At 73.2% G+C, this 23,662-nt stretch carries 20 protein-coding genes; 6 read left to right on the forward strand and 14 right to left on the reverse strand.

From position 1 onward, the window contains the following. The first annotated feature begins 37 nt into the window (after positions 1-37). Positions 38-790, forward strand: coding sequence for a decaprenylphospho-beta-D-erythro-pentofuranosid-2-ulose 2-reductase (locus ACIQ9G_RS12830; RefSeq protein ID WP_403608502.1), 753 nt, complete (start codon positions 38-40; stop codon positions 788-790). A 155-nt stretch (positions 791-945) separates the two neighbouring features. On the opposite strand, the gene ACIQ9G_RS12835 is transcribed toward ACIQ9G_RS12830, so the two are convergent. The 3 genes from ACIQ9G_RS12835 to ACIQ9G_RS12845 form a co-directional block, all read right to left on the reverse strand. After that, the gene (locus ACIQ9G_RS12835) at positions 946-1,527 is read right to left on the reverse strand and encodes a 2'-5' RNA ligase family protein (protein ID WP_403608503.1); all 582 of its coding nucleotides are present in this window, start codon (positions 1,525-1,527) and stop codon (positions 946-948) included. 152 nt (positions 1,528-1,679) lie between these two features. Further along, entirely contained in the window at positions 1,680-2,672 is a 993-nt protein-coding gene (gene trpS, locus ACIQ9G_RS12840; RefSeq protein WP_403608818.1) for a tryptophan--tRNA ligase, read from the reverse strand. A gap of 218 nt (positions 2,673-2,890) precedes the next feature. Next, positions 2,891-4,345 (reverse strand): glycine hydroxymethyltransferase, encoded by a 1,455-nt coding sequence (locus ACIQ9G_RS12845; protein WP_403608504.1) that lies wholly within the window; start codon positions 4,343-4,345, stop codon positions 2,891-2,893. Between the two features lie 212 nt (positions 4,346-4,557). On the opposite strand from ACIQ9G_RS12845, the gene rocD reads away from it, so the two are divergent. Beyond that, a complete protein-coding gene (rocD, locus tag ACIQ9G_RS12850; protein ID WP_403608505.1) occupies positions 4,558-5,763 on the forward strand; it encodes an ornithine--oxo-acid transaminase in 1,206 nt (401 codons plus the stop codon). A 241-nt stretch (positions 5,764-6,004) separates the two neighbouring features. On the opposite strand, the gene ACIQ9G_RS12855 is transcribed toward rocD, so the two are convergent. Further along, positions 6,005-7,189 carry a glutathionylspermidine synthase family protein gene (locus tag ACIQ9G_RS12855; RefSeq protein ID WP_403608506.1) on the reverse strand — a complete coding sequence of 395 codons (1,185 nt, stop codon included), beginning with the start codon at positions 7,187-7,189 and terminating at the stop codon, positions 6,005-6,007. A 21-nt stretch (positions 7,190-7,210) separates the two neighbouring features. After that, positions 7,211-7,555 (reverse strand): hypothetical protein, encoded by a 345-nt coding sequence (locus tag ACIQ9G_RS12860; protein ID WP_403608507.1) that lies wholly within the window; start codon positions 7,553-7,555, stop codon positions 7,211-7,213. Between the two features lie 161 nt (positions 7,556-7,716). Here ACIQ9G_RS12860 and ACIQ9G_RS12865 point away from each other — a divergent pair, with 161 nt between their 5' ends. Next, a complete protein-coding gene (locus tag ACIQ9G_RS12865; protein WP_403608820.1) occupies positions 7,717-8,580 on the forward strand; it encodes a hypothetical protein in 864 nt (287 codons plus the stop codon). 407 nt (positions 8,581-8,987) lie between these two features. Here the strand turns inward: ACIQ9G_RS12865 and ACIQ9G_RS12870 are convergent, their stop codons facing one another. Then, positions 8,988-10,376 (reverse strand): PLP-dependent aminotransferase family protein, encoded by a 1,389-nt coding sequence (locus ACIQ9G_RS12870; RefSeq protein WP_403608508.1) that lies wholly within the window; start codon positions 10,374-10,376, stop codon positions 8,988-8,990. A gap of 47 nt (positions 10,377-10,423) precedes the next feature. Between ACIQ9G_RS12870 and ACIQ9G_RS12875 the strand changes: the two genes are divergently transcribed. Genes ACIQ9G_RS12875 through ACIQ9G_RS12885 form a run of 3 tightly spaced genes read left to right on the forward strand, consistent with a single transcriptional unit; the run spans position 10,424 to position 11,510 of the window. Beyond that, a complete protein-coding gene (locus tag ACIQ9G_RS12875) occupies positions 10,424-10,936 on the forward strand; it encodes a carboxymuconolactone decarboxylase family protein (RefSeq protein ID WP_403608509.1) in 513 nt (170 codons plus the stop codon). Between the two features lie 59 nt (positions 10,937-10,995). Beyond that, a complete protein-coding gene (locus ACIQ9G_RS12880) occupies positions 10,996-11,196 on the forward strand; it encodes a hypothetical protein (RefSeq protein ID WP_403608510.1) in 201 nt (66 codons plus the stop codon). Further along, complete coding sequence (locus tag ACIQ9G_RS12885) at positions 11,193-11,510, forward strand: type II toxin-antitoxin system PemK/MazF family toxin (protein ID WP_403608511.1); 318 nt, start codon at positions 11,193-11,195, stop codon at positions 11,508-11,510. The genes ACIQ9G_RS12880 and ACIQ9G_RS12885 overlap by 4 nt, the downstream gene beginning before the upstream one ends. A 42-nt stretch (positions 11,511-11,552) precedes the next feature. Here ACIQ9G_RS12885 and ACIQ9G_RS12890 read toward each other — a convergent pair whose 3' ends face one another. The 8 genes from ACIQ9G_RS12890 to ACIQ9G_RS12925 form a co-directional block, all read right to left on the reverse strand. Further along, positions 11,553-12,515, reverse strand: coding sequence for an ABC transporter substrate-binding protein (locus tag ACIQ9G_RS12890; protein ID WP_403608512.1), 963 nt, complete (start codon positions 12,513-12,515; stop codon positions 11,553-11,555). 1 nt (position 12,516) lies between these two features. Beyond that, positions 12,517-14,460, reverse strand: a complete 1,944-nt coding sequence (locus ACIQ9G_RS12895; protein ID WP_403608513.1) for an ABC transporter permease — start codon at positions 14,458-14,460, stop codon at positions 12,517-12,519. Continuing rightward, positions 14,460-15,548, reverse strand: coding sequence for a glycine betaine/L-proline ABC transporter ATP-binding protein (locus ACIQ9G_RS12900; protein WP_403608514.1), 1,089 nt, complete (start codon positions 15,546-15,548; stop codon positions 14,460-14,462). The genes ACIQ9G_RS12895 and ACIQ9G_RS12900 overlap by 1 nt, the downstream gene beginning before the upstream one ends. After that, positions 15,548-17,077 carry a GMC family oxidoreductase gene (locus ACIQ9G_RS12905; RefSeq protein ID WP_403608515.1) on the reverse strand — a complete coding sequence of 510 codons (1,530 nt, stop codon included), beginning with the start codon at positions 17,075-17,077 and terminating at the stop codon, positions 15,548-15,550. Before ACIQ9G_RS12905 ends, ACIQ9G_RS12900 begins: the two co-directional genes overlap by 1 nt. A gap of 156 nt (positions 17,078-17,233) precedes the next feature. Next, entirely contained in the window at positions 17,234-18,760 is a 1,527-nt protein-coding gene (locus ACIQ9G_RS12910; protein WP_403608516.1) for an aldehyde dehydrogenase family protein, read from the reverse strand. 243 nt (positions 18,761-19,003) lie between these two features. Next, positions 19,004-20,320 (reverse strand): hypothetical protein, encoded by a 1,317-nt coding sequence (locus ACIQ9G_RS12915; protein WP_403608517.1) that lies wholly within the window; start codon positions 20,318-20,320, stop codon positions 19,004-19,006. 172 nt (positions 20,321-20,492) lie between these two features. Next, the gene (locus ACIQ9G_RS12920) at positions 20,493-21,482 is read right to left on the reverse strand and encodes a malate dehydrogenase (RefSeq protein ID WP_403608518.1); all 990 of its coding nucleotides are present in this window, start codon (positions 21,480-21,482) and stop codon (positions 20,493-20,495) included. Between the two features lie 382 nt (positions 21,483-21,864). Continuing rightward, a complete protein-coding gene (locus ACIQ9G_RS12925) occupies positions 21,865-23,265 on the reverse strand; it encodes a DUF2690 domain-containing protein (RefSeq protein WP_403608519.1) in 1,401 nt (466 codons plus the stop codon). Positions 23,266-23,662 lie beyond the last annotated feature (397 nt).

The following is a 23,662-nucleotide window of genomic DNA, read 5'->3' on the forward strand; positions in this document are numbered from 1 at the left end:
CCATATCGCCCATAATCGGGCGATACAGTCGGCTGCCGTGATGGATGCCTCGCGTCTCCCCCGGTCCCTGCTCGTCCTCGGCGGCACGTCCGAGATCGCGCTGGCCGTCGCGCGCCGCCTCATCGTGCGCCGCACCCGCACCGTCTGGCTCGCGGGCCGCCCCTCGCCCGCCCTGGAGGGGGCCGCCGCGCACCTGCGCACCCTGGGGGCGGACGCACGCACCGTCGCCTTCGACGCGCTCGCCCCTCAGTCCCACGAGACGGTGCTCGGCAAGGTGTTCGCCGAAGGCGCCGTCGACATGGTGCTGCTGGCCTTCGGCCTCCTCGGCGACCAGGCGTACGACGAGCGGGAGCCGTTGAGCGCGGTGCGCGTCGCGCAGACCAACTACACCGGGGCGGTGTCCGCGGGCCTCGTCAGCGCCCAGGGCCTGCAGAACCAGGGCCACGGCAGCCTGGTGGTGCTCTCCTCGGTGGCCGGCGAGCGGGCCCGCCGCGCCGACTTCATCTTCGGCTCCAGCAAGGCCGGCCTGGACGCGTTCGCCCAGGGGCTCGGCGACGCGCTGCACGGCACCGGCGCCCATGTCATGGTCGTACGCCCCGGGTTCGTCCGGACGAGCCGGACGGCCGGCGGGCCGGCCGCGTTCACGACGACGCCGGAGGAGGTGGCCACGGCCGTCGAACTCGGGCTGCGGCGCGGCTCGGAGACGGTGTGGGTGCCGGGCACGCTCCGGCTCACGATGACGGCGCTGCGGCATCTGCCGCGCGCGGTGTTCCGGCGGCTGCCGCTGTAGGGCGAAGCCCGGGCGGCTGCCGCTGTAGGGCGAAGCCCGGGCGGCTGCCGCCGCAGGGGCGAAGTCGCCGCGGCTGCGGCTAGTGCTGTGGCCGGAAAGGTTGAACCTTTCCGGCCACAGCACTAGCGGGTTCCGGGCCTTGAAGGGCGGCGGGTCTACCAGGCGGGCAGGCTGCCGCGGTCCACGGGGGACGCCTGCGGGGGCACCACCGCGCAGCCGCCGAAGGCGAATTCGCGCAGCTTGCGCCACACGTCGTCGGGTCCCTGCTCGTAGAGGGCGAAGCCGGTGCACGGCCACTCGGCCGTGTAGTCGGCGAGCGCCTCGAAGGCGTGGTCCATCGCCGCGTCCTCGATGCCGTGCGCCACCGTGACGTGCGGGTGGTAGGGGAACATCAGTTCCCGTGGCACCGGTCCGGACGGGTCGCGCAGTCGCCCCTGCAGCCAGGTGCACGCCTCGGCGCCCTCGGCGACCCGTACGTACACCACCGGAGACAGCGGACGGAAGGTGCCCGTGCCGGACAGCCGCATCGTGAACGGGCGGCCGGCCGCGGCCACCTCGGTCAGATGGGCCTCGATCGCGGGCAGCCGTCCGGCCTCGACCTCGGTCGGCGGCAGCAGGGTGACGTGCGTGGGGATGCCGTGAGCTGCGGCGTCGCCGAAGCCCGCGCGCCGCTCCTGGAGCAGGCTGCCGTGGGGCTCCGGGACCGCGATCGACACGCCGATCGTTACGGTCCCCACGTCGTCTCCTGTCGTCGTGTCTGTTTGGTTCTCAGCCGTTTCGTCGTGGCCGTCCGGCTATCGACTGTACGACCACGGCGGTCCTGTGGGCAGGCGCAGCCACAGTGATGTGCAGCGCTCTGCCCCCTGGTACGTGTGTGCGGTGGTGCGCCTCAGTGCTTGGCGGGCAGGAAGCCCACCCGGTCGTACGCCCGGGCGAGGGTCTCCGCGGCGACCGCGCGGGCCTTCTCCGCGCCCTTGGCGAGGACGGCGTCGAGGGTCTCCGGGTCGTCCAGGTACTGCCGGGTCCGCTCCCGGAACGGGGTCACGAACTCGACCATGACCTCGGCGAGGTCGGTCTTGAGCGCGCCGTAGCCCCTGCCCGCGTACTTCTCCTCCAGCTCGGCTACGCCCTCACCGGTGAGGGTCGAGTAGATGGTGAGGAGGTTGCTGACGCCGGGCTTGGTCTCCGGGTCGAAGCGGATGACGGTGTCGGTGTCGGTGACCGCGCTCTTGACCTTCTTGGCGGTGGCCTTGGGCTCGTCGAGGAGGTTGATGAGGCCCTTCGGCGTGGAGGCCGACTTGCTCATCTTGACCCCCGGGTCCTGGAGGTCGTAGATCTTCGCCGTCTCCTTGAGGATGTACGGCTTCGGCACGGTGAAGGTCTGCCCGAAGCGGCCGTTGAAGCGGTCGGCGAGATCGCGGGTGAGCTCGATGTGCTGGCGCTGGTCCTCGCCGACCGGGACCTCGTGGGCCTGGTACAGCAGGATGTCGGCGACTTGGAGGATCGGGTACGTGAACAGGCCGACCGAGGCCCGCTCGGCGCCCTGCTTGGCGGACTTGTCCTTGAACTGGGTCATGCGGGAGGCCTCGCCGAAGCCGGTGAGGCAGTTCATGACCCAGGCGAGCTGGGCGTGCTCGGGGACGTGGCTCTGGACGAAGAGCGTGCAGCGCTCCGGGTCGAGGCCGGCGGCCAGCAGTTGGGCGGCGGCGAGCCGGGTGTTGGCGCGCAGCTCCTTGGGGTCCTGCGGGACCGTGATCGCGTGCAGGTCGACGACCATGTAGAACGCGTCGTGGGTCTCCTGCAGGGCCACCCACTGGCGGACGGCGCCGAGGTAGTTGCCGAGGTGGAACGAGCCGGCGGTGGGCTGGATGCCGGACAGCACGCGAGGACGAGACTGCATGGCGGAGCCATTCCCCTGAGGGCGGTGGTGGGAGACGGGCGGGCGGTCTGAGGCCATGTCCATCATTCTCTCAGGTCCCCGGGCCCGGTCCGGAACTGGCCGGAAACAGATGTGATCCGATTCGTCTCCAGTGGTGTGACAGACGTGCCGCGGCGGCCCGGCGGGGAGCCGGGCCGCCGCGGTGGGGCTGTCGCCAGGGGTCAGCCGAGGTCGATCTCCGGGTACAGCGGGAAGCCCGCCACCAGGTCGGTGGCGCGGTGGGAGATCTCGTCCGCGACCTTCGCGTCGAGCACGTGCTGGGCCTTGGAGGGGGCGCCCTTGGCGGTGGTGCCGGGCTCGGTCGTGGTGAGGACGCGGTCGATCAGTCCGGCGACCTCGTCCATCTCGGCGGTGCCGAGGCCCCGGGTGGTCAGCGCGGGGGTGCCGACGCGGATGCCGGAGGTGTACCAGGCGCCGTTGGGGTCGGCCGGGATCGCGTTGCGGTTGGTGACGATGCCCGACTCCAGCAGGGCCGCCTCGGCCTGGCGGCCGGTGAGGCCGTAGGAGCCGGCCACGTCGATCAGGTTCAGGTGGTTGTCGGTGCCGCCGGTCACGAGCGTGGCGCCGCGGCGGGTCAGGCCCTCGGCCAGGGCCCGGGAGTTGTCCACGATGCGCTGGGCGTAGTCCTGAAAGGCGGGCTGCCGGGCCTCGGCGAGGGCGACGGCCTTGGCGGCCATCACGTGCGGGAGCGGGCCGCCGAGCACCATCGGGCAGCCGCGGTCGACCTGGTCCTTGAGGGAGTCGTCGCACAGCACCATGCCGCCGCGCGGGCCGCGCAGCGACTTGTGGGTGGTGGTGGTGACGATCTGGGCGTGCGGGACCGGGTCGAAGTCGCCGGTGAGGACCTTGCCCGCCACCAGGCCCGCGAAGTGCGCCATGTCGACCATGAGGGTCGCGCCGACCTCGTCGGCGATCTCGCGCATGATCCGGAAGTTCACCAGGCGGGGGTAGGCGGAGTAGCCGGCGACGATGATCAGCGGCTTGAACTCGCGGGCCGAGGCGCGCAGGGCGTCGTAGTCGATGAGGCCGGTGGCCGGGTCGGTGCCGTAGGAGCGCTGGTCGAACATCTTGCCGGAGATGTTCGGGCGGAAGCCGTGGGTGAGGTGGCCGCCGGCGTCCAGGGACATGCCGAGCATGCGCTGGTTGCCGAAGGCCCGGCGCAGCTCGGCCCAGTCGGCCTCGGAGAGGTCGTTGACCTGGCGGGCGCCGGTCTTCTCCAGGAACGGCGCCTCGACGCGGTCCGCGAGGACGGCCCAGAAGGCGACGAGGTTGGCGTCGATGCCGGAGTGCGGCTGGACGTAGGCGTGCCGGGCGCCGAACAGCTCGCGGGCGTGCTCGGCGGCCAGCGACTCGACGGTGTCGACGTTGCGGCAGCCGGCGTAGAAGCGGCGGCCGACCGTGCCCTCGGCGTACTTGTCGCTGAACCAGTTGCCCATCGCCAGCAGGGTGGCCGGGGAGGCGTAGTTCTCGGAGGCGATCAGCTTGAGCATCTCGCGCTGGTCGTGGACCTCCTGGCCGATGGCGTCGGCGACGCGCGGCTCGACCGCGCGGATCACGTCGAGGGCTGCACGGAAGGCGGTGGACTCGGTGGAGAGGGGCGCAGAGTTCTCGGGCATCAGGACCTCCGGACGTGGCGTTCGTCGTTCACGGTACGGCCCAGGCGCACGGCACACTTCCCGCTCGGGCCGCTCCCCGATGGTCCGTCCCATCCCAGCGCGCCAGTCACGGCCCGCCGATCAGCCTACCGGGCGGTCCGGCCGGGGAGTCTCCCGCGTCCACCATGCGAGCGAGGATAGGAAGAGGGTGACCTTCACCTTCGGGAGCCGCCGTGACCGCTACGGAAGACCTCATCGCCACCGCCGACGCGCACAGCGCGCACACCTACCATCCGCTGCCGGTGGTGATCGCCACCGCGGACGGGGCCTGGATGACGGACGTCGAGGGGCGGCGCTACCTGGATCTGCTGGCCGGGTACTCGGCGCTGAACTTCGGGCACGGCAACCGGCGGCTGATCGAGGCGGCCAAGGCGCAGCTGGACCGGGTGACGCTGACGTCGCGGGCGTTCCACCACGACCGGTTCGGCGCGTTCTGCGAGGGGCTGGCCGAGCTGTGCGGCATGGAGACGGTGCTGCCGATGAACACGGGCGCGGAGGCGGTGGAGACCACGGTGAAGACGGCCCGGAAGTGGGGGTACCGGGTCAAGGGGGTGCCCGCGGAGATGGCGAAGATCGTCGTGGCGGGCAACAACTTCCACGGCCGTACGACGACGATCATCAGCTTCTCCACCGATCCGGAGGCGCGGGCGGACTTCGGGCCGTACACGCCGGGCTTCGAGATCGTGCCGTACGGGGACATGACGGCGATGCGGTCGGCGGTGACCGAGAACACGGTGGCGGTGCTGCTGGAGCCGATTCAGGGCGAGGCGGGGGTGCTGGTGCCGCCCGCCGGGTACTTCCGGGCGGTGCGGGAGCTGACCCGGGAGCGGAACGTGCTGTTCGTGGCCGACGAGATCCAGTCGGGGCTGGGGCGCACCGGCCGGACCTTCGCCTGCGAGCACGAGGGGGTGGTCCCGGACGTGTACGTGCTCGGGAAGGCGCTGGGCGGCGGGATCGTGCCGGTGTCGGCGGTGGTGTCCTCGCGGGAGGTGCTCGGGGTGTTCCGGCCGGGCGAGCACGGGTCGACGTTCGGCGGGAATCCGCTGGCGTGCGCGGTGGCCCTGGAGGTGATCGCGATGCTGCGGTCGGGCGAGTACCAGGCGCGGGCCGCGGAGCTGGGCGAGCATCTGCACCGGGAGCTGGGGCTGCTGGCCGGGACCGGGCGGGTGACGGCGGTGCGCGGGCGCGGGCTGTGGGCGGGCGTGGACATCGCGCCGGGACTCGGGACGGGCCGCGAGGTGTCCGAGAGGCTGATGGACCGGGGCGTCCTGGTCAAGGACACCCACGGCTCGACGATCCGGATCGCCCCGCCGCTGGTGATCGGCAAGGAGGACCTGGACTGGGGGCTGGACCAGCTGCGGGGGGTGCTGGGCGGGTAGCGCGTGCGTCCGGGGGCGCTTCGGGGGGGCGCCCGGCCGAGGGGGCGCCCGGCCCGGAGGAGGTCCGGCCCGGAAGGCGTCCGGCCCGGAAGGCCTGCTCCCGGAGGGGTTGTCCGGGAGGGCGCCCAGACCGGCGGGCGCCCGGACCGCAAGGCGCCCAGACCGGCGGGCGCCCAGACCGGCAGGCGCCCGGCCCGGAACACGCCCGGCCCGGAACACGCCCGATCCGGACCGCGTCCGTCTAGAGGATCACGTGCGGCAGGAAGCGGGCGTACTCGTCCGTGATCAGGCCCGAGGACTCGCGGATGCCGAGGCCGGCGGACTCGTCGCCGACCACCCAGGCGCCGAGGACGACGTGGTTGCCGTCGAAGGCGGGCAGCGGCGCCAGCTCCTGGTAGCAGCAGGGTTCGTCGCGGACGGCGGGGGCGGCGCCGGGCTCGTGGACGGTCACCCCGGCCCCCTCGCGGCCGAGCAGCGGCTTGGCGACGTACCCGGTGGTGCCGGCCAGCTCGCCCGGGCCGTCGAGGTACGCGGGGAGCAGGTTCGGGTGGCCCGGGTAGAGCTCCCACAGGACGGCCAGCAGCGCCTTGTTGCTCAGCAGCATCTTCCAGGCGGGCTCGATCCAGAGAGTGCTGCCCGAGCCGCCGCCGTTGTCCAGGGTGTCCAGGACGTGGTCGGCGAAGCGGTCGGTGGTCAGCCACTCCCAGGGGTAGAGCTTGAAGCAGCTGCGGATGAAGCGGAGCCGGTTGTCGACGAACCGGCCGGACAGCGGGTCCCAGCCGATCTCCTCCACGGAGATCCAGTCGGTGTCGAGGCCGGCCTGCTCGGCGGTCTCCTTCAGGTAGGCGACCGTCATCAGGTCCTCGCCGAGCTCGTCGGCCGAGGAGTGCGCGAAGTACAGCGGGCCGCCGGACGGGAGGAGCCGGGACTGCTCGCGCCAGGCGGCGACGAGGCGTTCGTGCAGGGAGTTCCACTGGTCGGCGCCGGGGAAGCGTTCCTCCATCCAGAACCACTGCGGGGAGGCGGCTTCGACCAGGGAGGTCGGGGTGTCGGCGTTGTACTCCAGGAGCTTCGCCGGGCCGGTGCCGTCGTAGTGCAGGTCGAACCGGCCGTAGAGGGTGGGCAGTTCGGCGCGCCGGTGCCAGGCCTCGGCGACCGCCCGCGCCACGCGCGGGTCGGTGATGCCGAGGTCGGCGAAGCGGTCGGTCTCGACGATGTGCGCGGCGGCAGCCAGGCACATGCGGTGGAGTTCCTCGACGGCCTCCTCCAGCGCCTCGACCTCCGCCAGGGTGAAGACGTAGTACGCGCTCTCGTCCCAGTAGGGGCGCAGGGAGCCGTCGGGATGGCGGGTGAGGGGGTAGATGAGTCCCTGTGCCTCGACGGTCCGCTGCCAGTCGGGGCGGGGGTCGGTGGTGCGGCGCTGCATGGCCTGCGTCCTCGTCCCGGGTCAGCCGCCGGAGCTTCCCTTGCCGCCGCCGAAGCCGCCGCGGTCGACGCCGCCGTGGCCGCCCCCCGAACCACCGGAGCCGCTGCGGGGCTTGGTGAGGGAGCCGCCCTCCACCCAGCCGCTCTTCTTCTTGCCGCCGTAGTACCAGACGCCGTGCACGGAGGTCTTGGCGGACTTGCAGTTCTTGTCGGAGACGACCTTGTAGCCGCGCAGCGCGTTGTAGCTGTCGCGGTCCACGCAGCGCTTGTCCGGGTCGGAGGAGCAGGCGGTCAGCGCCGCCGCGAGAAGTCCCATGCCCCCGAGTACGACCGCGCCCGAGCGAAGTTGCCGGCGTGCGTCCGCCATGTCCGTCTCTCCCCGTTGTCAGTTGTCACTTGTCGGTTGCCCGTTGTCCGGCGTCCCATCCTGGCCGGTTCTCGGCCGTCAGCCTAGAGATCGGTGAGAGCGTCTGCGCAGCGGGCCCTGCGGAACTTCTGTTCGCCTATAGTCTTTTCGTGCTTTTTGGAATGGTGTGCGCACTGGGTGCGGCGGTCTGTTTCGGCTTGGCGACGGTGCTTCAGGCGATCGCCGCGCGCGCGGCGGGCGGAGGTGGGGGCGGGGACGCGGCGCTGTTGCTGCGGGCGGTGCGGCAGTGGCGGTACCTGGCCGGACTCGCGCTCGACGGCCTCGGCTTCCTGCTCCAGATCGCCGCGCTGCGGTCGATCCCGATCTACGCGGTCGGCGCGGCCCTCGCCTCCAGCCTCGCGGTGACGGCGGTGGCCTCGGCCCGGCTGCTGCGGGTGCGGCTGAGCGGGGTGGAGTGGGGTGCGGTGGGCGTGGTGTGCGCCGGGCTGGCGATGCTGGGGCTGGCGTCGGGGACGGAGGGCAGCACGGGCGGCTCGGCCGCGCTGGAGTGGGCGATGCTCGCGGCGGCGGGGGCGGTGCTGGCGCTGGGCGCGGTGGGCGGCCGGCTGACGGGGCGCGGGCGGGCGCTGCTGCTGGGGCTGGGGGCCGGGTTCGGGTTCGGGGTGGTGGAGGTGTCGGTCCGCCTCATCGACTCGCTGGCGCTGCCGGACCTGCTCACCAACCCGGCGGCGTACGCGCTGCTGGTCGGCGGTGGCGCCGCGTTCCTGCTGCTGACCTCCGCCCTGCAGCGCGGCTCGGTGACCACCGCCACCGCCGGGATGGTGATCGGCGAGACGATCGGACCCGCGGCGGTCGGGGTGATCTGGCTGGGCGACCGCACCCGCGAGGGCCTGACCTGGCTCGCCGTCCTGGGCTTCGCCGTCGCGATCGCCGGCGCCCTGGCCCTGGCCCGCTTCGGCGAGGCACCGGCGGAGGCTGGGGCGGAAGCGGGGACGGGTACGGAGGCGGGAGCCGGGGCGGGTTAGGGGCGACGGCCACGAGGCCGAGGCGCCCCGGGACAGCGGCCCGGCGCCGCAGAGCGCCGGCCACAACGGCGCAGGCCAACGCCCACCGCTACAACGAAGGCGACCCAAGGCGGCAGCCCGGACGGCCGAGGCAGGCCCCGACGACGGCCCGGACGGAACGGCGCACCGGGCGCGGCGGCGAAGGCCCCCGAGACGACCACACCAGCGCCACAGAACACCCACCGCTACAACGAAGGCAGCCCAAGGCGGCGGCCCGGACGGCCGAGGCAGCCCGCGGGCGAGAGCCCTGCGGCGGGGCGGCGCAAGGTGGCCGCCCCGCCGCGGGGCAGCGCAAGGTGGCCGCCCCGCCGCGGGGCAGCGCAAGGTGTGGTGGCGCTGGGGGCCGGGCGGTGTGGGGTGTCCGGCCGTCAGGGGAGGGCTCGGCACAGGGCCTCCAGGGTGGAGGACCAGGCGTGGTCCGGGGGTGTCGCGTAGCCGACGACCAGGGCGTCCACGGGGGTGGTGGTGGCCTGGGGGTGGCGGAAGCGGGAGAGGCCGAAGACGGCGAGGTGCTGCCAGGCGGCCGCCTGGACCGCGGAGGTCTCGGTGCCCGGGGGCAGACGCAGGACGGCGTGCAGGCCGGCGGCGATGCCGGTGGCGCGGACGGCGGGGGCACGGACCGCGAGCGCGTCGACCAGGGCGTCCCGGCGCCGGCGGTAGCGCAGGCGGGCCGCGCGCACATGCCGGTCGTAGGCGCCCGAGGCGAGGAACTCCGCCAGCGTCAGCTGGTCCAGCACCCCGCAGGTGTCGATGCGGCCCTTGGCGGCCGCTGCCTCCTCGGCGAGGGAGGGGGGCAGGGCCGCCCAGGCCAGGCGCAGGCCGGGGGCCAGGGACTTGCTCGCCGTGCCGAGGTGGACCACGTGGTCGGGGGCCAGACCCTGGAGCGCGCCGACGGGCTGGCGGTCGTAGCGGAACTCGCCGTCGTAGTCGTCCTCCAGGACCAGGCCGCCGGTGCGCCGGGCCCAGTCCAGGACGGCCGCGCGCCGGTCGGGGTGCAGGGGTACGCCCATCGGGAACTGGTGCGAGGGGGTGAGCAGGACGGCGCCCTCGTCGTTCAACGCGCGGGTGTCCGTGCCGAGTTCGTCGAAGGGCAGCGGACGGGTGCGCAGCCCCTCCTGCTCCAGCAGCCGCCAGTGGACGTCGAGGCCGTAGGACTCGACGGCGACCGTGCGCACCCCGCGCTCGCGCAGCACCGCGCCGAGGATCCGCAGGCCGTGCGCGAAGCCCCCGCACACCAGCACGTGCCCGGGATCGGTGCGCACGCCCCGCACCCGGGCGAGGTAGCCGGCGAGGGCGGTGCGCAGTTCGGCGCGACCGCGGGGATCGCCGTAGCCGAGGGCGTCGTTCGGGGCCGCGGACAGGGCGCGGCGGGCGGCCCTGAGCCACTCGGCGCGGGGGAAGGAGGCCAGGTCCGGGGTGCCGGGCCGGAGGTCGAGGGCGGGGCGGTGGCCCTCCGGGCGCGGGAGCGCCGCGCCGGTCCGCCCCCGCCGCCCGGAGGGCACGGCGGGCACGGCGGGCACGCCCGTGGCCACCCGGGTGCCCGAACCCTGGCGGGCGGTGAGCCAGCCCTCGGCGACCGTGTTGCGGGCGATGCCCAGGTCGGCGGCGAGGGTGCGGGAGGAGGGCAGCCTGGTGCCGGGGGTCAGGCGGCCGGTGCGCACGGCCTCGCGCAGGGCGTCGGTCAGGCCGCGGCGCAGGCCCGGACCGGCCGGTTCCAGGTGCAGGTCGATGCCCAGAGTGGCCCAAGGTTCCGCCATGGAAATGGACCATACTCCTGGGCTGCCTCGCCTCTAGGGTCGATCGCATGACGACTACGAGCGACCACGTGACGACGACCGCGGAGTACGCCCCCGAGCACAGCCCCCGGCTGTCCTGGGCGCAGCACGCCCCGGAGGTCCACCAGGCGATGATCCGGCTGGAGAGGGCCTCCGGGCAGGGCCTCGACGCACGGCTGCGCGAGCTGGTGAAGATCCGCGCCTCGCAGCTCAACCACTGCGCGTTCTGCCTGGACATGCACACCAAGGACGCGCTCGCGGCGGGCGAGAGCGTCGAGCGGATCGTGCAGCTGAGCGCCTGGGAGGAGTCGCGGCACTTCTACACGGAGAAGGAGCTCGCGGCGATCGAGCTGACCGAGGCGGTCACCGTCCTCACCGACGGCTTCGTGCCGGACGAGGTCTACGAGCGGGCCGCCCGGCACTTCGACGAGGCCGAGCTGGCCCAGCTGATCGCCGCGATCACGGTGATCAACGCGTGGAACCGCTTCGCGGTGACGACCCGGATGACCCCGGGCCACTACACGCCGGGCCGGTACAAGTGACGGCCGACCCTGTTGAACATTTGTTGGACGCTTGCTCCACAGCGCGCTAGCCTGGTCGCATGGCGAGCACGATAGGGTTCCGGCCCACCGAAGAGGACGAGCGCATCATCAAGGCCGCCATGAAGAGCGGCGACAGCACGAGCGATGTGATCCGACGCGCGCTCAGGCTGCTGGAACGCGAGGTATGGCTGGCGGAGGCCCGATCGGCTGCCGAGCGACTCGCCGACGAGGACCTCTCCGAAGAGGAGGAGGCCTGGTGATCCGCGGCGCCGTCTACCGGGTGGACCTGGGTGACGCGAAGCGCGGTCACGAGCAGCGCGGCAAGCGGTACGGCCTGGTGATGAGCCCATCCTCGATGCCGTGGAGCATGGCGACCGTCATTCCCACGTCGACCAGTGCACAGCCGGCGGTCTTCCGCCCGGAAATGGAGATCGCCGGAACTCCGACGCGACTGCTCGTCGATCAGATCCGCACCGTGGACGTCATGTACATCCACGGCGACCCCGTGCACTACCTCGACCGCGACGAGATGGCCGAGGTGGAGCACGCGGTCAGCCGCTACCTGGGCCTCTGACCCGCCGGGTGCCGGGGCGGTCCGCCCCGGCACCCGGGTCGCTCAGGACAGCCAGGCCTTCCAGGTGGAGCGGTGGCCGTCCACCCACTTCTTCGCCGCCTCGGACGGGGAGAGCTTCTGGTCGGCGATCATCAGGGAGACCTGGTTCTGGTCCTCCGTCGTCCACTTGAACTTCTTCAGGAAGGCCGCCGCCTTGCCGCCGGACTTCGCGAAGTCGGCGTTGAGGTACTTCTCCAGCGGCGTGTGCGGGTAGGCGCAGGCGACCTTCGCCGCGTCCGCGTCGCAGCCCTCCTTGTACGGCGGCAGCTTCACCTCCGTCATGGGGACCTTCTTGAACAGCCACTGCGGCGCGTACCAGTACGTCAGGAACGGCTTCTTCTCCTTGGCGAACTGCCTGATCTGCGTGATCTGCGCCGCCTCGGAACCGGCGAAGACGACCTGGTAGTTCAGCTTCAGGTTCTTCACCAGGGCCTTATCGTTGGTGACGTAGGACGGGGAGCCGTCCATCAGCTGGCCCTTGCCGCCGCTCTCCGCTGTGCGGAAGAGCGAGGCGTACTTGTTCAGGTTCCTCCAGTCGAGGATGTCCGGGTGCTGCTTGGCGAGGTACGTCGGGACGTACCAGCCGATGTGCCCGGTCACCCCGAGTCCGCCGCCGTGCGCGATCGTCTTCTTGTCCTCGACGTACCGCTTCTCCTGGTCCGGGTGACCCCAGTCCTCCAGGATGGCGTCCACCCGGCCCTGGCTGAGCGCGTCCCAGGCGGGGACCTCGTCGACCTGGACGGTGTCGACGCGGTAGCCCAGTTCATGCTCCAGCAGGTACTGGGCGACGGCCACGTTGGACTGGGCGCCGACCCAGGACTGCACGGACAGGGTCACGGTCTTCGAGCCCTGCGCGTTGGCGAACGGCGAGGCCTGCTTGGTCATGTCGGCGGCGCCGCAGCCGGTGAGCAGCGACAGGCCGGCCACCGAGGCGGCGATGAGGGTCGTCCTGCGGTTGAACCTCATGTCACGCTCCCTTCCGCACGCGGCGTTCGGTCGGCTGGGTCACCCGGTCGAGCATCAGACCGAGGCAGACGATCGCGAGGCCGGCCACCAGACCGGTCGCCAGGTCGCCCTGGGCGAGGCCGAAGACGACGTCGTAGCCGAGCGCGCCGCCGCCGACGAGACCGCCGATGATGACGACCGCGAGGACGAGGACGACCCCCTGGTTGACCGCCAGCAGCAGCGCCCGGCGGGCCAGCGGGAGCTGGACCTGGCGGAGCTGCTGCCCGCTGGTCGCGCCGAGCGAGCGGGCCGCCTCCAGGGCCGCCGGGTCGACCTGGCGCAGGCCCTGGGCGGTGATGCGGACCACGGCGGGCAGGGCGTAGACCACGGCCGCGGCGACGGCGGGGGCGCGCCCCACGCCGAACAGCGCGACGACCGGGATCAGGTACACGAACTGCGGCATCGTCTGGAAGACGTCGAGGACCGGGCGCAGCAGCCGCTCGACGCGGTCGCTGCGGGCCGCCGCGATACCGACGGCGAAGCCGACGACGAGGGTGACGGCGACGGCGGCGAGCACCTGCGACAGCGTGTCCAGGGACGGCTTCCACACACCCAGCACACCGATCGCGGCCATGGCCAGGACGGCGGTCAGCGCGGTGCGCCAGGTGCCGATCAGCCAGGCGAGCGCGGCGACGATCAGCAGCACCGACCACCAGGGCAGCCACTGCAGGCCCGCCCGGACCGGGTCCAGGACCCAGGTGGTGAAGTGCCCGGCCCAGTCCGCGGTGCCGCCGATGTACGGGACGCCCGAGTACAGGTGGGCGGTCATCCAGTCGACGGCGCGGTTGACCGGCTCGGCGATGTTGACGGTCCACCCCGAGGGCCAGTCGAGCGCGCCCGCGAGACGGGCGGCCAGGGCGACGGCGACGGTGGCGACGGCCGCGTACGCCCACGGGCGGGCGCTGCGCTGCTCCTGCCCGATGCGTTCGCCCGCGGCGCCGGTCGTCCGGTCCAGGACGACGGCCAGCAGCACGATCGGGATGCCGGCCGCGAGGGCCGCGCCCACGTCGACGGAGGCCAGCGCCTGGTAGACGCGGTCGCCGAGGCCTCCCGCGCCGATCACGGAGGCGATGACCGCCATGGACAGCGCCATCATGATCGTCTGGTTGAGGCCGAGGAGGAGTTCCTTGCGGGCGAGCGGGATACGGGCGGTCAGCAGCCGCTGGCGGGAGGTGGCGCCGAGGGAGTCGACCGCCTCCAGCACCTCCGGGTCGGCGCCGCGCAGGCCGAGCGAGGTCAGCCGGGCCATCGGCGGGGCCGCGTAGATGACGGTGGCGAGGACGGCGGCGGGCACGCCGATGCCGAAGATCAGCACGACGGGGAGCAGGTACGCGAACGCGGGCAGCACCTGCATGGTGTCCAGGACCGGCCGCAGGGCGCGGTTCATGCGGTCGGACAGCCCGGCGGCGAGGCCGAGCACCGCGCCCACGAGCACCGAGGCGAGGACCGCCACGATCATCAGGGCGAGCGTCTGCATGGTCGGCACCCACATGCCGAGCAGACCGCAGGCGAGGAAGGCGGCAGCGGTGCCGAGGGCGAGCCGGACCCCGGCCGTGCGCCAGGCCACCAGCGCGGCGGCGGCCGTCACACCCGCCCAGCCGGCGGCGAGGAGGGTGAGGTAGACGACGCGTACGGAGATGACGACCGCGTTGCTGACGTAGCCGAAGAAGTACAGGAACAGCGGGTGGCTGTCGCGGTTGTTGATGATCCAGTCGCTGGCGCCGCCGAGCGGCTTGGACAGGTCGACGGTGAGCGCCTGGGGCCAGCTGCCGCTGGCCCAGCGGGCGTTGGCGAGCGGCACCAGGACGGCGGCGACCAGCGCGAGCACCAGGAGCTTGCGGACGGCAGGGTGCCTGAGCACGCCGGACAGGGCGGGGCGCGGCGCGGAGGCGGTGATCGTCGCCATCAGATCGCCTCCTTGCGCTGCTCCGTCCCGGCCACGACCCCGAGCAGCCGCTCGTGGTCGACGACGCCGAGACAGCGACCCTCGTCCATCACGCGGGCCGGGGCGCCGGTGCGGGCCACCGCCTCGATCGCCTCGGACACCGTCGCGTCGGGGGCGAGCGCGGGACCGCCCGCGGTCTCCTGCCCGGACGCGGGGCGCATGGCGGTGCGGACCGTCATGACCTGCTCGCGCGGGACGTCCCGGACGAACTCGCGGACGTAGTCGTCGGCCGGGGCGCCGACGATCTCCTCGGGGGTGCCGAGCTGGACGATGCGGCCGTCGCGCATGAGCGCGATCCGGTCGCCGAGCTTGAGGGCCTCGTTGAGGTCGTGGGTGATGAAGACCATCGTGCGGCCCTCCTCGCGGTGCAGGCGGATCACCTCGTCCTGCATGTCCCGCCGGATCAGCGGGTCGAGCGCGCTGAACGGCTCGTCGAAGAGGAGGACCTCCGGGTCGACGGCGAGGGCGCGGGCCAGGCCGACGCGCTGGCGCTGGCCGCCGGAGAGCTGACCGGGACGGCGCTGCTCCATGCCCTCCAGGCCGACCTTCGTGACGACCTCGGCGGCCCGCTCGCGGCGCTCGCCCTTGCCCAGGCCCTGGATCTCCAGCCCGTAGGCGACGTTGTCCAGGACGGTGCGGTGCGGCAGCAGGCCGAAGTGCTGGAAGACCATCGCGGCGCGGTGCCGGCGCAGTTCGCGCAGCCGGGAGCGGTCCATGGCGCGGACGTCCTCGCCGTCGATGGCTATGGTGCCCGCGGTCGGCTCGATCAGCCGGGTCAGACAGCGCACCAGGGTGGACTTGCCGGAGCCGGACAGGCCCATGACGACGAAGACCTCGCCCTTGCGCACGTCGAAGCTCACGTCGTGGACGGCGGCCGTGCAGCCGGTGCGCTCGCGCAGGTCCGCGGGCTCCAGGGCGGCGAGTTCGGGGTCGGCGGGGACGCGGTCGGCCTTGGGGCCGAACACCTTCCACAGGCCGTCCACCGAGAAGACGGGAGCGGCGGCGGAGTCGTCCGCGGGGGGCTTACGGGTGGGGACTTCGAGTGCCATCAGGCTTCATCTCCGATCAGGTCGGCGGCCTTCTCCCCGACCATGAGGACGCCGATCATCGGGTTCACCGCGGTCATGGTCGGGAAGACCGAGGCGTCGGCGATGCGGATGCCGTGCAGACCGCGAACGCGCAACTCAGGGTCGACCACGGCGAGTTCATCGTCGGGGGCACCCATCTTGCAGGTGCCGGCCGGGTGGTACACGGTGTGCGCGACCTTGCGGGCGTACTCGCTCAGCTCCTCGTCGCCGGTGACGTCCGGGCCGGGGCACACCTCCCGCTTGAGCCAGCCGGCCAGCGGCTGCGTCTTCGCGATCTCACGGGCGATCCTGATGCCGTCCACGAGGGTGCGGCCGTCGTAGTCGTCCTCGTCGGTGAAGTAGCGGAAGTCCAGGGCGGGCTTGACGGACGGGTCGGCGCTGGTGAGGTACAGCCGGCCGCGGCTCTTCGGCTTGGGGATGTTCGGGGTCATCGACACGCCGAACTCCGGCCGCTGGTAGCCCAGTCGCTCGGGGTTGTCGGTGAACGGGATCTGGTAGAAGTGGAACATCAGGTCCGGGCCCGCGTGCTCGGGGTCGCGGCGCACGAACAGGCCCGCGTCGGAGTCCATCGCGGAGTTCTCCGGGATGGGGCCGTTCGTCTCCCACACGATGACCGACTCGGGGTGGTCCAGCAGGTTCTCGCCGACGCCCGGCAGGTCGTGCACCACCGGGATGCCGAGCGCCTCCAGGTCCGCCTTCGGGCCGATGCCGGAGTGCATCAGCAGGCGCGGGGTGTCGACGGCGCCGGCACACAGCAGGACCTCGCGGCGGGCGCGGACGAGGTGCTCCTCGCCGTCCTTGGTGCGCACGTGCACGCCCTCGGCGCGGGTGCCGTCGAGCTGGAGCTTGTACGCCCAGGTCTCCAGCCAGATCGTCAGGTTGGCCCGCTCGTCCATCACCGGGTGCAGGTACGCCACCGAAGCCGAGGAGCGCCTGTTGTTCTCCGGGTGGTAGGCCAGGTCGAAGAAGCCGACGCCGTCGTTGAACGGCTTCTTGTTGAAGCCCTCGACGCGCGGCACGCCGAGCGCCTCCTGGGCGGCGTCGACGAAGTCGCGGGCGATGGCGTTCCGGTCCTTCTCGTCGACCGCGACGATGTTGTTCTTCAGCCGGGCGAAGTAGGCCTCCATCGGAACCGCGCCCCAGCCCTTGGCGCCGGCCGCCTCCCACTCGTCCCAGTCGGACGGCAGCGGCTTGAAGGCGATCAGCGTGTTGTGCGAGGAGCAGCCGCCGAGGACGCGGGCGCGGCTGTGCCGGATGTGGCTGTTGCCGCGCGGCTGCCGCGTCGTCGGGTAGTCGTAGTCCAGTTCGCCGCCGAGCAGGCCCATCCAGCGGCGCAGGGTGAGCACGTCGTCGCGGTCGACGTCGCTCGGGCCGCCCTCGATGACGGCGACGGTGACGTCGGGGTTCTCGGTGAGGCGGGAGGCGATGACGGAGCCTGCCGTGCCGCCGCCGATGACGACGTAGTCGTACTCGTGGGTGTTGTCAGGCATCTGGGTGGTACTCCGGTGGGGGGTCGGTGGGGAGGTGGTGGTCCGGGGTCCGTGGTCGGGGGTCGTGGCCGGGGTCGTGGGCCGTGGCCGACCGGGGTCGGGGCCGTGGTCCGGGGGCCGGGGCGTCGGGGGCGATGCGGGCGGGGTGGGCCCGGCTCAGCCCGCGAACCAGCGCACCGGCTGGGGCGCGAGGTTCTGGTAGACGTGCTTGCTCTCGCGGTACTCGGCGAGTCCGGCGGGGCCGAGTTCGCGTCCGACGCCGCTCTTGCCGAAGCCGCCCCACTCCGCCTGCGGCAGGTAGGGGTGGAAGTCGTTGATCCAGACGGTGCCGTGGCGCAGCCGCCCGGCCACGCGGCGGGCGCGCCCCGCGTCGGCGGTCCACACCGCGCCCGCGAGGCCGTACTCGGTGTCGTTGGCGAGGGCGACGGCCTCGTCCTCGGTGCGGAAGGTCTCGACGGTGACGACCGGGCCGAAGACCTCCTCCCGGACGACCTTCATCTCGCGGTGGCAGCCGTCGAGGACGGTCGGCTCGTAGAAGTAGCCGGCGGCGGGGCGCTGCGCCGACGGCTCGGGCCGCCTGCCGCCGGAGCGCAGCACGGCACCCTCCTCGAGCGCGCCGGCGACGTACGCCTCCACCTTGGCGCGCTGCTGCTCGGAGACGAGCGGGCCGCACTCGACGCCGTCCTCGGTGCCGCGGCCGAGGCGGATCTTCCCGGCCCGGCGGGCGAGTTCGGCGACGAATCGTTCCCGCACGGACTCCTCGACGATCAGCCGGGCACCCGCCGAGCAGACCTGGCCGCTGTGGATGAAGGCCGCGTTGAGGGCCTGGTCCACGGCGGTGTCGAAGCCCTCGTCGGTGGCGCAGGCGTCGGCGAAGACGACGTTGGGGTTCTTGCCGCCGAGTTCGAGGGCGACCTTCTTGACGCTCGGGGCGGCCGCCTGGGCCACCTTGGTGCCGCTGATCAGGCCGCCGGTGAAGGAGACGAGGTCGACGTCGGGGTGCTCGGCGAGCCGGGCGCCGACCGTGTGGCCGGGACCGGTGACGATGTTGGCGACTCCGGCGGGCAGCCCCGCCTCGGCCAGCAGCTCGATCAGCGCGACGGTGGTCAGCGGGGTGATCTCGCTCGGTTTGACCACGAAGGTGTTGCCGGCGGCGAGCGCCGGGGCGATCTTCCAGCTGGCCTGGAGCAGCGGGTAGTTCCAGGGAGTGATCAGCGCACAGACGCCGACCGGCTCGTGCACGACCACGCTGTGGATGTCGGGCGAGCCGGCGTCCACGACCCGGCCGGGGGCCTCGGCGGCGACCAGGTCGGCGAAGTAGCGGAAGGCGTCGGCGACGCAGTCGATGTCGACCCGGCCCTCCTCCACGGTCTTGCCCGCGTCCCGGCTCTCCAGCAGACCGAGCCGCTCGCGGTCGCGCACCAGGAGGTCGGCGACCCGGCGCAGCAGGGCGGCACGCTCGGCGGCCGGAGTGCCCGGCCATGCGCCCCGGCCGCCGTCGAAGGCACGCCGCGCGGCCTCGACGGCGAGGTCCGTGTCCTTCTCGTCGCCCTCCGCCACCACGGCGAACGGCGTCGCGTCCGCGGGGTCGAGGATGTCGCGCGTGGCGCCGGAGACCGCTTCCAGCCACTCCCCTCCCGCGTGGATGGTGCTGTGCGCCGTGCGTTTCGCCGTGTCCGCCATGATCGGGGTTGCCTTTCGTTCCTGCTCAGTGGCCCTGTGTTACATGGGTGTCACCCTCAGGGGCCTCTAGCGCATGCCCGTCCCCCCGAATTGCATGCGCAATCCGTGGCTCGAAGTGTTCCGTGTCACGGAATTAAGGGGCGGAAATTAACGAAAGGGACGTACGGGTCGGGTGGGCCGGCGTCATGGTGGCGTCGAGATGACGTCGCGGTCCGACGCCCGGCCCGTTCCGGAAGAAGGGCCTCAGCCGCAGGAGCCGCCGGACGGGCAGAAGGAGGCGAGCGCGGTGGTGAGCGGGGTGCTGATCAGGTCGGGCGCCATGGTCTCCGGGCCGCTGACGCGGATCGCGTAGAGGGTGCCGTCGGGTGCCTGGAAGCGGTGGTCGATCACCCGGCGGGCGCCCTTGTCCGGGTCGTCGTAGCGGTAGGTGAGCTCGGACCAGGTGGCGGCGGCACCGCGGTCCAGGGCCTGGTAGCCCGGCTGGCGGGCGAAGCCGTAGCCGGGGTGGTTCTCGGCGAGGTCCAGGGAGGCGGCCGGGGTGTCCTCGGCGATCGCGAAGATCTGGAGCTGGCGGCCGTCGCCGGGGGCGTCGTAGTAGACCACCGGGGCCTTCTCGCCCTGCTTCTGCCGCCGGGACCAGCCTTCGGGTACGTCGACCGTGTAGCCGACGGGGTCCTGGGCGCGCCGGTACCCGGCCGGGGCGGACGGGGCGAGGAAGGGGGAGCCGGGCGGCGCGGACTCCTGGGGCGGGGAGGCGGCCGGCCTGGATCCGGAGGTCGCCGAATTCGCGGCGGGGCCGGAGACGCCCGCGTCGACGGCCGGGGCGGCCCCGGTGCCGGTGCCTCCGTGGTCGCGGGCCACGTACCAGACGCCGGCGCCCGCTCCCCCGCCGACGAGTGCCGTGACGGCCAGCGCGGCCAGCAGCCGGCCGACGCGGTGGCCCGCGGTGCCGGGGGTGCCGGGCCCTGCGGAGGTACCGGGCCCGGGCGGGTACGCCGATGAGGTCTCCGGGGCGCCCCATCCGGCGGGGGGACCTCCGGGGGCGGGCCCCGTGGCGGGCGGGGCGCCGGCGGAGCCCCACGGCGGGGTGGTGGACGGATGCGGCAGGCCGGCGGCGTTCCACGGAGGGGTACCGGCCGTCTGCCACGGTCCCGGCGAGCCCCACGCCGGCGTGCCGGGCGGGGTGCCGCTGCCCTGCGGCGGGGTGGCGCCCTCTTCCGGCGGGGCCGGGCGGGGGTGCGGAGTGGCCGTCGCCCACGGGGGCGGGACGTGAGCCGTCTGCGTCTGGGCGGAGGCCCAGGGGGGCGGGGTGGGCGAGGGCCCGGCGGGCGCGGCCGGGGCCGTACGGGTCTCCGCCGACGCCCACGGCGGGGCGGCCCCGCCCGTCCCCGCCCCGTCCGGCGTCCCGGCCGCCCCCGCGTCCGGCGCCCGCGTACCGGGCACCTCCCCGACCGGCACCTCCGCGTCCGGCACCTCGGCCGCCCAGGCCGCCCGGCCTCTCTCCTCGCTCGGCTCGTGCTCCGGCCCCGAACCGGAGCTGTGACCGTCCCAACCGCTCATCGCGAACCCCCCGAACTCACCCTGACGGGTACGCCTTTGACGGTAGCGGCAAAAACACGCCACAGGCCCCGTTCCGGAAGGAACCGGAACGGGGCCTGTGCGAGGCCGTGACGAAGCCGTGAAGACTGGTCCGGGGACGGGGTCCCGAGGACGCGGGCCGTGAGGCCGGGGATCAGATCAGGCCGAGACCGCGGACCGCCTCGCGCTCCTCCTCGAGCTCCTTGACGGAGGCGTCGATGCGGGCGCGGGAGAACTCGTTGATCTCCAGGCCCTGGACGATCTCGTACTGGCCGTCCTTGCAGGTGACCGGGAAGGAGGAGATCAGGCCCTCCGGGACGCCGTAGGAGCCGTCCGACGGGATGCCCATGGAGGTCCAGTTGCCCTCGGCGGTGCCGTTGACCCAGGTGTGGACGTGGTCGATGGCGGCGTTGGCGGCGGAGGCGGCCGACGAGGCACCGCGGGCCTCGATGATCGCGGCACCGCGCTTGGCGACGGTCGGGATGAAGTCCTCGGCCAGCCACTTCTCGTCGTTCACGACCTCGGCCGCGTTCTTGCCGCCGACCGTGGCGTGGAAGATGTCCGGGTACTGGGTGGCGGAGTGGTTGCCCCAGATGGTCAGGCGCTTGATGTCGGCGACCGTGGTGCCCGTCTTCTTCGCGAGCTGGGTCAGCGCGCGGTTGTGGTCCAGGCGGGTCATCGCGGTGAAGCGCTCGGCCGGTACGTCCGGGGCGGCGGCCTGCGCGATGAGGGCGTTGGTGTTGGCCGGGTTGCCGACGACGAGGACCTTGATGTCGTCCGCGGCGTGGTCGTTGATGGCCTTGCCCTGCGGCTTGAAGATGCCGCCGTTGGCCTCCAGGAGGTCACCGCGCTCCATGCCCTTGGTGCGCGGGCGGGCGCCCACGAGGAGGGCGACGTTGGCGCCGTCGAACGCGACGTTCGGGTCGTCCGAGATCTCGATGCCCTGCAGGAGCGGGAACGCGCAGTCGTCCAGCTCCATGGCCGTGCCCTCGGCGGCCTTCAGCGCCGGGGTGATCTCCAGCAGACGCAGCTTGACCGGCACGTCCGCGCCGAGCAGCTGGCCGGAGGCGATGCGGAAGAGCAGGGCGTAACCGATCTGGCCGGCCGCGCCGGTGACGGTGACGTTCACGGGAGTGCGGGTCATGGCGTTCTCCGTATGACAGCTGGCGGTGGGGCGTCCCTGCCCCGGGGTGCGGGATCCCGCCACCGGCTCGTGACCGGCGCCGCCACGATGACCGATCAAGGGTACGGATGATCGATCTCTTGGCGTCAAGAGAGATCCAGCGGTCAGGCTATCGCGCCTCCGGGATCCCCGGCCGCCGGGCCGGTGTGGCCCGTCCCACAGAGTGACGGCCACGTGACGTACGAGCGGCGGCCGCCCGTCCGAGGGAGGGGACGAGGGCGGCCGCCGGAGGCGGGTCACCGGACAACCGGAATCCCGTGGGGGTACCAATCGCCTGCCCCCGTCCGGCGCGGGCCATGCCTGGCCGGCGCCACTTGTTCCCCCCGAGGCGCCGGTTCCGGCCTTACCGCGTGCAGCCCTGCTGTCCCGACGCCAGCGTCGCGCACGCCTTCATCAGCGCCGCGTCCTTCACGGCGACCATCGGCGTGTACGCGATCGTGTCCCCGGCCGTGGTGATCGTGCCGGTCTCCTGGCGCGAGCCGACCGTGACCCGGACCTCGTCGCCCTGGGCGGCCTGGGTGATCCGGCCCCAGGCCGCACCGCAGGTCTTGCTGTAGCGGACCTCGACGACGGTCGTGCCGACGGTGGCGCTCTGCGTCGTGGTCACGAACTCGCCGCTGCATCCCATGCTTTCGGCGTCCTTGCCCGTGCACGAGGCCCCGCTGCACTTGACGCCCGGCGGCAGGTTCGGGTCGACGCTCGGGGAGGCCGCGGGCGACTTCTTCGCACCCTCGGGCTTCCTGGCCCCGCCGCCGGTGAGGTAGAAGACCGCGCCGATCAGGACCAGCACACCGACCAGGCCCGCGAGGAACATCAGCACCTGCTGCCTGCGCGCGCCGTTCGCGCCGGGGCGGGGGGCATGCGGAGTTCCGGCTGCGCCTCCGACTCGGGCTCCCGCTCCGGGTTCGGCTCCCGCTCCGGGTTCGGCTCCGGCTCCGGTGTACGCACCCGGGCCGGCCGGCGCAGGGGCCGCGGCGCCGGACGGGGAGGTCGCGGTCCGGGTGGGACCTCCGGACGGCGAGGACGCGCTCCCGGAGGCACGGCCGCCCGTCGGCGACGGCCCCCGGTACCCGGCCAGGCCCCAGGAGTTGACGGGTTCCGCCGTGGCGGAGCCGGTACCGGAGTCGGCGCCCGCATCGGTAGCGGGCTCGGACACAGGCGCGGATGCGGGAGCGGGGGCGGACGCCGGAACGACGTCCGAGCCGGTGCCGGAGCCGGGCGACGACGCCGGGCCGGGCGGAGCGGTCCACGGCACCGCGTCGCGTACGTCGGCGTCGGCCGCCGTCGGCTGCGGCGGCACCGCCGGGGACGTGCCCTCGGGTCCCGCCACCCCGGGGGCCACCGTGGCGCTGCCGCTCCTGCGGACGGTCCCGACCCCCTTGCCGTCGGCCGCGGACACCGCCCCGAACTCCCCGAGGGCGGCCCGGGCCTGGGATATCCGGATCGCCTCCATGGTCCGGTCGTGGCGCATCTCCGCCCGGCTCCAGGCCCGTTCGGCGAGCTCCCACATGGTGGTCAGGTGCACCGGGTTGGTGCCGGTGACCTCGGCCAGGGCCACGATCGCGCCCTTGGGCGCCAGCAGACGGCCGCCCAGGTAACGCTCCCAGGACGTCTTGCTGTAGCCCGTGCGGTCGGCGAGCGCGGCGACGCTCAGGCCGCTGCGGTCCACGAGCCTGCGCAGCTGGCTCGCGAACTCCCTGACCTGCGGATCCAGTTCGTCGGGCAAGGCCTTCCAACGAGGCATTGCTTCCCCCTCTTTCCCCCGGTAGTGCTGAGTGTTCCCCGCGCGTGGTGCCCTGTGCCGAGTCCCCGTTCTGGCTACCCACAGGAACGCGCCCCGTCAGGATCCCGGTTCCCGGGGTGGGGGCGCACGGGAGCACGGGTGCCGGGGCGTACGGCGTCGCGCGCCCGCCGGTTCCGCGGACCAGTGTCCCACCGGCGGCGCTCCGGCGGCGCTCCCCGTCGCGGGGAACCCGGTCCGGGATTCCGGACGTTCCGGACTCTCCCCCTCGGTCACGCTAGCCCGATCGTCGGACGAATTCGCCCCGGATTCCGAACTTGTCGACGCATCGGCACAGGGGGCGCACAGGGAGGGCGCCGAGGGGACCGCGCCGCTGTGGCAGAGCGCGGACACCGTAGCG

This window comes from Streptomyces sp. NPDC096152, assembly GCF_044763235.1.
Lineage (GTDB): Bacteria > Actinomycetota > Actinomycetes > Streptomycetales > Streptomycetaceae > Streptomyces.